Source organism: Methyloceanibacter sp. (assembly GCF_050726195.1).
Lineage (GTDB): Bacteria > Pseudomonadota > Alphaproteobacteria > Rhizobiales > Methyloligellaceae > Methyloceanibacter.
On record NZ_JBOHJC010000018.1, the window covers coordinates 64408 to 72918 of the forward strand.

10 protein-coding genes are annotated in these 8511 nt (G+C 66.2%); 4 read left to right on the forward strand and 6 right to left on the reverse strand.

The annotated features are described in order from the left end of the window. Positions 1-88: 88 nt before the first annotated feature. The gene (gene dapE / locus ACRECX_RS12855) at positions 89-1279 is read left to right on the forward strand and encodes a succinyl-diaminopimelate desuccinylase (protein ID WP_431559234.1); all 1191 of its coding nucleotides are present in this window, start codon (positions 89-91) and stop codon (positions 1277-1279) included. After that, positions 1269-2105, forward strand: coding sequence for a glutamate racemase (murI, locus tag ACRECX_RS12860; RefSeq protein WP_431559235.1), 837 nt, complete (start codon positions 1269-1271; stop codon positions 2103-2105). Before dapE ends, murI begins: the two co-directional genes overlap by 11 nt. On the opposite strand, the gene murJ is transcribed toward murI, so the two are convergent. Then, positions 2102-3733: a murein biosynthesis integral membrane protein MurJ gene (gene murJ / locus ACRECX_RS12865; RefSeq protein ID WP_431559236.1), complete on the reverse strand. Its 1632-nt coding sequence runs from the start codon at positions 3731-3733 to the stop codon at positions 2102-2104. The two genes, murI and murJ, sit on opposite strands and share 4 nt — an antisense overlap. 201 nt (positions 3734-3934) lie before the next feature. Here murJ and ACRECX_RS12870 point away from each other — a divergent pair, with 201 nt between their 5' ends. After that, positions 3935-4333, forward strand: a complete 399-nt coding sequence (locus ACRECX_RS12870) for a hypothetical protein (protein ID WP_431559237.1) — start codon at positions 3935-3937, stop codon at positions 4331-4333. A gap of 68 nt (positions 4334-4401) precedes the next feature. Here ACRECX_RS12870 and truA read toward each other — a convergent pair whose 3' ends face one another. From truA to def, 5 genes are read right to left on the reverse strand one after another with little or no spacing between them, the layout of a single operon-like run. Beyond that, the gene (gene truA, locus ACRECX_RS12875) at positions 4402-5139 is read right to left on the reverse strand and encodes a tRNA pseudouridine(38-40) synthase TruA (RefSeq protein WP_431559238.1); all 738 of its coding nucleotides are present in this window, start codon (positions 5137-5139) and stop codon (positions 4402-4404) included. 1 nt (position 5140) lies between these two features. Next, positions 5141-6073, reverse strand: a complete 933-nt coding sequence (gene fmt, locus ACRECX_RS12880; protein WP_431559239.1) for a methionyl-tRNA formyltransferase — start codon at positions 6071-6073, stop codon at positions 5141-5143. Next, positions 6070-6489 (reverse strand): type II toxin-antitoxin system VapC family toxin, encoded by a 420-nt coding sequence (locus ACRECX_RS12885; RefSeq protein WP_431559240.1) that lies wholly within the window; start codon positions 6487-6489, stop codon positions 6070-6072. Before ACRECX_RS12885 ends, fmt begins: the two co-directional genes overlap by 4 nt. Continuing rightward, complete coding sequence (locus ACRECX_RS12890) at positions 6486-6728, reverse strand: FitA-like ribbon-helix-helix domain-containing protein (RefSeq protein ID WP_431559241.1); 243 nt, start codon at positions 6726-6728, stop codon at positions 6486-6488. Before ACRECX_RS12890 ends, ACRECX_RS12885 begins: the two co-directional genes overlap by 4 nt. Positions 6729-6779: 51 nt before the next feature. Next, on the reverse strand, positions 6780-7295 hold the full coding sequence (gene def, locus ACRECX_RS12895; protein WP_431559242.1) for a peptide deformylase: 516 nt from the start codon (positions 7293-7295) through the stop codon (positions 6780-6782). A gap of 88 nt (positions 7296-7383) precedes the next feature. Here def and ACRECX_RS12900 point away from each other — a divergent pair. Continuing rightward, positions 7384-8511 (forward strand): DNA recombination protein RmuC (locus ACRECX_RS12900; RefSeq protein ID WP_431559243.1); only part of this gene is annotated, 1128 nt, incomplete at its 3' end.

An 8511-nucleotide genomic window follows, 5' to 3' on the forward strand; every position in this document is an offset into this window, starting at 1 on the left:
GACCTTGTCACGCTTGCCAGCGAGGCCGGTGGCCGTCATCTTGCGGCCTCGTGGCGTTCCGCCACGCGAGACTCTAGGTTCTAACTCCATGTCTACGCTCGGCGAGAAGGCGATCGCGCTTGCGAAAGGCTTGATTCGCTGCGCCAGCGTCACGCCGCGCGACGAGGGTGCGCTCGCGGCCCTTACCGAGCCGCTGCAGCGGGCGCGTTTTGCGTGCGACCGGCTCACCTTCACCGAGGAGGGCACGGCGCCGGTCGACAATCTCGTCGCCCGCATCGGCGACGGGCCGCCGCATCTTTGCTTTGCCGGGCACACCGACGTCGTGCCGCCGGGCGACGAGGCATTGTGGGCACACCCGCCATTTGCCGCGGAGATCGCCGACGGCGTGCTCTTCGGGCGCGGCGCCTCCGACATGAAGGGGGCGATCGCCTGCTTCGCCGTGGCGGCGCTCGACTACGCTAGATCGCGCGGCCGGGAGATCGACGGCACGATAAGCCTGCTCATCACCGGCGACGAAGAGGGCCCGTCCATCAATGGCACACCCAAGGTGCTCAAATGGATGGAGGAGAGGGGCCTCAAGCCTGACCACTGCATCGTCGGCGAGCCGTCGAACGCGACGCGTCTCGGCGAGACCATCAAGATCGGCCGGCGCGGCACCCTGAATGGGCGGCTAAAAGTCACCGGCATCCAAGGCCACGTCGCCTACCCGCATCTTGCGGCCAATCCGGTCAAAGGCATCGTTCAGGCTCTGGCGCGCCTCTACGACACGCCGCTCGACTACGGCAGCGCGCATTTCTCGCCGTCCAATCTCGAGGTGACGAGCATCGATGTCGGCAATCCCACCACCAACGTGATCCCGGCAAGCGCGGAAGCGCGGTTCAATGTCCGCTATAACGACCAGCACAAGCCTGACTCGCTTCAGGCGCTGCTGCGCGAGCAGGTGACGGCGGCGCTTGCGGGCAGCGCGCTGTCCTTCACGCTTGAGTTTGAGCCGCCTGGCCATGCCTTCTTCACCGAGCCCGGGCCACTCGATGGGCTGCTCAGCGAGGCGGTGAACGAGATCACGGGGCTGACGCCGTCGCTCTCCACCGACGGCGGCACATCGGACGCCCGCTTCATCAAGGACTATTGCCCGGTGGTCGAGTTCGGCCTCACTACCGAGACGATTCACAAGGTCGACGAGAGCGTCAAAGTGAGCGACCTCGAGCAGTTGACCGCGATCTATTGCCGCTTCATCGAGCTCTATTTCAAGACCTTCGGGGGCGCCGATGAGCGGTGACGGCCGGCCGATCGGGGTGTTCGACTCCGGCATGGGCGGCCTGACAGTGCTCCGCGCGCTCGCGGCGCGGCTGCCGCGCGAGCGTTTCGTCTATCTCGGCGATACGGCCCGTCTCCCCTACGGCACCAAGAGCGCCGAGACGGTGCAGGCCTATGCACTGCAGGCGACGCGCCTCCTTGTCGGCGAGGGGGTGAAGATGGTGGTGGTCGCCTGCAACACCGCTTCCGCCGTCGCGCTCTACGTCCTGCAAGAGGCGTGGGACCCGGTGCCGGTGATCGGCGTGATCGAGCCCGGCGCGCGCGCCGGCGTGGCGGCGACGAAGAACCGGCGCATCGCCGTGATCGCCACGGAGGGCACGGTGAAGGGCGGCGCCTATGCGCGCGCCATCCGCCGGCTGATGGGAGACGCGCACGTGGTGCAGCAGCCCTGCCAAGTGTTCGTGGCACTCGCCGAGGAGGGCTGGGCCGAGAGCCCGGCCACGCTCGCCGCGGCCAAGCATTATCTTGAGCCACTATTCGACGGGGCCGACGCCCCGGACACGCTGGTGCTGGGCTGCACGCATTTTCCAGTGCTGGCGAGCACTATCAGGCGGACCGTGGGCGCGGCGATCGCCCTCGTGGACTCGGCCGAGACGACTGCCGCCGCCGTGGAAGAGGCGCTCGCCGCAAACGGCCTCGCTCTTGGACCTGAGCAGCCTGTCCAAGGTCCGGCGATTCGCTTCTTCGCCACCGACGCGCCGGAGCGCTTCGCCCGGGTCGGCGCCATCTTTCTTGGGCGGGAGATCGATGAAGGCGCAGTCGAGCTGGTCGACTTGCGCAAGGCTTAGCCTCTCGGCGGTGGCTCGCCGTCCGGCAGCGCGGCGGAATCTTCGATCGGATCGGGGGGCGCAAGCTCCGAGGGCGCAGGCGCGTCAGCGGCGGTGGACACCTCGCGCAGCAGGCCCATGAACCAATTGCGGCCAAGCAGTGCGAACACCAATGCGAAGTACAGAATCCCGCCGAACACGATGAGGATGGCGAGGATCGTCTCGTCATGGAAGCGCATCAGCCCGGATAGCGCGTGATTGAGCCAATAGGCGCCGGCGAACAGCGCGGCGGCGAGCACGACGCCAATGGCGATCATCTTGGCCGCCGGCTTGCCGATGGCGCCGCCTGAGATGGCGAAGCCTTGGCGGCGGGCGAGATAGGCAAGCAGGCTCAGATTGATCCAGGCGCCGATCGAGGTAGCGAGCGCCAGCCCCACTTGCGCCAGCGGCCCCATGAGCACGATCTTGAGCGCGACGTTGATGGCGGCGGCGAGCAGTGCCGCTTTGACCGGGGTCGCGGTATCGCCGCGGGCGTAGAACGGCGCGGTGAAGCTTCGCAGCAGAACGAAGGGCAAGAGCCCGACCGAGTAGGCGGCAAGCGTGGAGCCGGCAGCGAGGGCATCGGCGCTCGTGAACGCGCCGCGGGCGAACAGGGCGCGCATGATGAGGTCGGGGATGGCGAGCGCCGCCGCCGCGCACGGCACGGTGAGCAGCAGCGCGAGCTGGATGCCGCGGGCTTGCGCGGAGGCGGCGCCCTTGTCGTCGCCCGCCGCCAACCGCCGCGACATCTCGGGGAGCAGGACGGTGCCGACGGCGATGCCGACGACGCCGATGGGAAGCTGGTTGATGCGGTCGGCGTAGTAGAGGGCCGACAGTGCGCCGGTCGGCAGGAAGGTGGCGATCACTGTGTCGGCGAAGAGCGCAAGCTGCACGCCGCCGGCGCCGATGATGGCCGGCCCCAAGGCTTTCAGGAAACGCCGGGTCGGCTCGTCGAGCTTGGGCAGGCGGAACCTGATGCCGTAACCGTGCGCCTCCGCGTCGATGCCGACGAACAGCACCTGCACCACGCCGGCAATGAGCACGCCCCAGGCGGCGGCGTGACCCGCGTCGGCAAAGTAGGGCGTGAGCAGAAGGTTGGCGATGACCGAAAGGTTGAGCAGCACCGGCGCGCCGGCAGCGGCGGCGAAGCGGTTGTTGGCGTTGAGGATGCCGGCGAACAAGGTCTCGAGCGACACAAGCGCGAGATAGGGGAAGGTGATGCGGGTGAGCGCGACAGCGAGATCGTAGCGCTCGGGATCGTCCGAGAGGCCCGGCGCGAGAAGGCCGACCACCTCGGGGGTGAACAGGAGCGCAATGGCGAGCAGCACAAGATTGATGGCGACCAGCGCCGCGGCGATCTGGTCGGCGAACAGCTTGGCGGCTGGGAGCCCGGCCTGCTCCAAGGTGCGGGCATAGGCCGGCACGAAGGCGGCGGCAAAGGCGCCTTCGGCGAAGATGGCGCGGAAGTGATTGGGCAGGCGGAAGGCGACGAAGAAGGCGTCGGCGAGGGGCCCGGCGCCGAGAATGGCAGCCATGACCACGTCGCGGACGAAGCCGGTGAGGCGCGAGACGAGCGTGAGCCCGCCGACGGTGGCGATGCGCCTGATCATGCCTTATCGCGGGCCCTCATGCGCCCTCCCCGCTCGCGGGCGGAGAGGTATATGAATTTCAGCAGCTTGGCCATGCCCCGGGGACAAAGGTGCTAAGCTTCGATGAAATCGGCCCATGGCCGCAGATATTGTTGACTGCCCCGAGCGGTTGGGAGGAACCGCAAGTAAGCTCTTTGGGTTGGGTGGCTTGTGGTGGTTGGGATGGTCTCAGAAGCCAACGATATTGAACAGGCGCTTCGGCAGAACCTGAAGCTGAGACGCCAGCTTGGGGCGGCAGTCGCCAAGGCGAAGAACAGCCCCATAGAAAGCGGCGGACTCCTACCAGCCGCAGCCGTCGAAGAATCATCAGGCTCAGCGGTCGAAGAGGCGCACCCGGCCTCGGACGAGCTCAACCAGCTTCGGATGGATCTCAATCACAGGCGTGGACTGGATGCGCCAGCCGCCGCTCAACGAGTCGCAGACTATCGCGACCAGCCTCGTGCACTGGACGGAAGTGAAGAATCGTTGGCTGCGCGCGTGATGTGGCAGGCCTGGATCGCGGTGGGCATGACTAGTCTGGCGCTCGCCGTCGTTATCGCCCTTTGGCTGATCTACGCGTAAAGGGATCCACAGGCGCGGCACCCCCTCCGCGAGAGAGAAGTCCATGGAGTCGCGCTTGCTAGCCCGCCTCAGTAGTCGACCTTGACGAGGTAAAGGCCGCAAGAAGGCGCCACGGGGCCGCAGGCGTTGCGATCGCGGGCGTTTAATGCACTTTCCAGATCGGCCTTGGTCCAGCGCCCCTCGCCGACGAGCTTCAGCGAGCCGACCATGGAGCGTACCTGATTGTGCAGAAACGAGCGGGCGCTCGCCTCGACCCTGATGACCTCGCCGTGGCGCGACACGTCGAGCCGGTCGAGCGTTTTCTCCGGCGAGGCGGCCTGGCACTCGGTGGAGCGGAACGTGGTGAAGTCGTGATGGCCGACCAGGGTTTGCGCCGCCTCGTGCATGGCCTTGGCGTCGAGCTTGCGGAACACGCCCCAGGCGCGGTCGCGCTCCAGGGCCAGGGGGCTGCGGCGGTCGACGATGCGATAGAGATAATTGCGCGCCTTTGCCGAGAAGCGCGCATCGAAGCTCTCGGGCACGATCTCGCAGGCGAGCACGCTGATGGGCTCCGGCCGCACTTGTGCGTTCAACGCATCGCGCACTTTGTCGGGCGCCCAGTCCTTGGCGAGATCGAAATGGGCGACCTGGCCTAGCGCATGGACGCCTGCGTCGGTGCGGCCGGCGCCGCGCGGGATCGCCTCCTCGCCGGAGAAGTCCTTGATGGCTTGCGCGAGGCGACCTTGCACCGAGGCGCCGTTTTCCTGGAGCTGCCAGCCGACAAAGGGCGTGCCATCATATTCGAGGATGAGCTTGTAGCGGGGCATGCTAGTCGAGCACCGTGCCAGGCTGCAGGTCCACGCCGCGCAGAAACGCCTCGGCGCGCATGGGCTTCTTGCCGGCACGCTGGACCTCGGTGAGCCGCACCGCGCCCTCGCCGCAAGCGATCGTCAGGTGCGCGTCAAGCACGGTGCCCGGCGCATCCGACACTTCGGCCAAGGTGGAGTGCAACACCTTGATGCGCTCGCGCTTGCCGGCAATCTCGGCCTCGAGCCACGCGCCGGGATAGGGCGACAGGCCGCGAATATGATCGTGTACTTCGGGCGCGGGGCGTGACCAGTCGATACGGGTCTCGGCGGTCTCGATCTTGCGGGCGTAGGTCACGCCCTCGTCCGGCTGCGGCGTGCAGTCAAGCTCGCTCCGCTCAAGTCGTGCAAGCGCCTCGACCATCAGGGCCGCACCCTTGCCGGCCAGGGCGTCATGCAGCTCGCCCGCCGTCATATCGCGGCCGATTGGCACGCGCTCTGCGAGGCAGACGGGGCCTGCGTCTAGACCCTCGATCACGCGCATGAAGGAGACGCCAGTCTCCAGGTCACCCGCCATGACGGCGCGGTTGATAGGGGCGGCGCCACGCCAGCGCGGCAACAGAGAGGCGTGGATGTTGAAGAGCCCCGCCTTCGTGCCGTCGAGGATCGGCTTCGGCAGGATGATGCCATAGGCGACGACGACGCCAGCGTCGGCTTGGAGGACGCGGAAGCGCTCTTGCTCCTCGGAACTTTTCAGCCGCTCGGGCGTGCGCACCACGAGCCCCGCCCCTTCCGCCGCCTCATGCACCGGCGACTGGCGCAAGGCCATGCCGCGGCCGCCAGCGCGGGGCGGCTGGGTATAGACCGCCGCGATCTCGTGGCCCGCTTCGAGGAGCGCGTGGAGCGCCGGCACGGCGAAGTCCGGCGTGCCCATGAAGACGATGCGCATGGTCAATCCGGACCGAAGGGATTGATCAGCGTGAGACCGATTCCTTGAAAATGACCGACGTTGCGCGTCGCTAAAGCCGCTCGGTTCGACTTGGCGATGGCGGCGATAAGCGCATCCATGACGCTAATCGGTTTCCCGATCTTCTCTCTACTGGCAACAAGGCTTCCGTAGCTTTCAGCCGCAGGGCCATCGAAGGACAAGATGCGTCCCTCAAAAAGCCTGATCATTTTCTGAGCGAGGTCCAACAGAGTTGTCTTGCGCTTAGAGTCCTTCATCCGAACAATCCCATAGTGGACTTCGGCGAGAACCGGAGCACAGACGTAGAGGTCGTTAGCCATTTGGTCATTCAGCCAGGCCACCACCGTGTCGTCCGGCTTCGGGCGCATCATCTCCGAGACGACATTCGTATCAAGGACGATCATTCGAAGTCGGGCGGACGCCGCGGCATCTCCCGTCGCTCGATGTCGAGCTCGACCGGAGCAGACCTAAAAAGCTCCACCAGCGCCGTGCCGAGCCCTCGAGTCGGCGGTGGGCTCTCGGCCAGCGCCCTGCCAAGTAAGGACTTGGCCTCCTCGGACAGGCTGCGGCCGCTGCGGCGCGCCCGGGTCTCAAGGCGCCGCTTTAGCTTGGGGTCGATATTGCGGATCAGCAGATCAGTCATTTGATATCAACGATATCAAATTCGAGGCCAGTTGGCAAATTCTTCTTCGGCCTACAGCGCCTCGGCGCGCTTCTGCTTGGTCATCTTCTTGACGATCATGTCGCGTTTCAGCCGCGACAGGTAGTCGATGAACAGGACGCCGTTGAGGTGGTCGATCTCGTGCTGGACGATGGTCGCCCAGATACCTTCGAGATCGGCCTCTTGCGGCTTGCCCTGGCGATCGAGGAAAGCCACCTTGACCTTGGCCGGCCGCTCGATCTCGGCGGTCACTTCGGGGATCGAGAGGCAGCCTTCCTCGTGCACGCGCAACTCATCCGAGCGCTCGAGAATTTCCGGGTTGAGCATGACCAAAGGCGTCTTGGGCGCATCCTCCTTGGCGGGGTCCATGACGATGAGGCGCCTTGAAACGCCGATCTGTGGTGCGGCAAGGCCGATGCCCGGCGCGTCGTACATGGTGGCCAGCATGTCGTCCATGAGCCGGCGCAACTCCGCATCGACGCGCTCGACGGCGGCAGCCTGCTTGCGCAGCACGGGATCGGGAATGGTGATGATCGGATAGATGGTCATTGAGGCGCTGACATAAGGACGGGGTCGCGCGGGGTCAACATGTTCCTGTTTTGGTCTAAAGGAACGAATCGGGCTATAGGTTCTCGCCATGGCCCTTGAGCCCTTGCAGATGGGGAGCGTCACGCTCGATCCCGTCGTCGCCGTGCTTGCACTGGCGGGCCTTGGCGTGTTGGCGCTCGTCGTGCTCGCAGTTGTCCTCATCGTGCATATGAGCCGGCGGCGGCGCGACGCCACCGCCCACGAGGCCCACCTCGGCGAATTGCGGGTGCGGCTCCAGACCTTGGCCGAGATCAGCGTCACCCGCCACGGCGAGCTGGCGCGCGCGGTCAACGAGCGGCTCGACCGCATGACCCACAAGGTCGGCACCGACCTCAACGAAACCGCGCGCAAGACGCACGAGTCGATCTCGAAGCTCAACGAGCGACTGGCGGTGATCGACACGGCGCAGAAGAACCTGACCGACCTCTCCACCAACATGGTCTCCTTGCAAGAGATTCTCGCCAACAAGCAGGCGCGCGGTGCGTTCGGCCAGATGCGCATGGAAACCATCGTCAAGGACGGGCTGCCGATGGGCGCGTACACGTTCCAGGCGACGCTCTCCAACGGCAAGCGCCCCGACTGCCTCTTGCACATGCCGAACTCAGCGGCGGGGGTCGTGATCGACGCCAAGTTTCCGCTGGAGGGCTTCGAGGCGTTCCGCACGGCGCGGCGCGACGACGAGAAAAAGGAGGCGGCACGGCGGGTGCGCATCGACGTCGCCCGGCACATCGACGCGATGGCCGAGCGCTATTTCATCGCCGGCGAGACGCAGGACACGGCGATCCTGTTCGTGCCGTCGGAATCGATCTACGCCGACCTCGCCGAGCATTTCCCCGACCTCGTGCAGAAGGCGCACCGGGCGCGCATCGCCATCTGCGCGCCGAACATGCTGATGCTCGCGGTGCAGACCATGCAGGCGATCCTCAAGGACGTGAAGATGCGCGAGCAGGCGCATCTCATCCAGGGCGAGGTGGCGCGGCTGATGGAGGACATGGGCCGGTTCCGCGATCGGGTGCTCGACCTGCAACGGCACTTCGGCCAGGCCAACGCCGACATCGAGAAGATCCTCACCTCGTCGGAGAAGATCACGGCGCGGGGACGCAAGATCGAGACGTTGGACTTCGAGGACGGCGCTCCCCAGGAGATAGAGCCCAGAACCCCCTCACCCGGCGTGTCC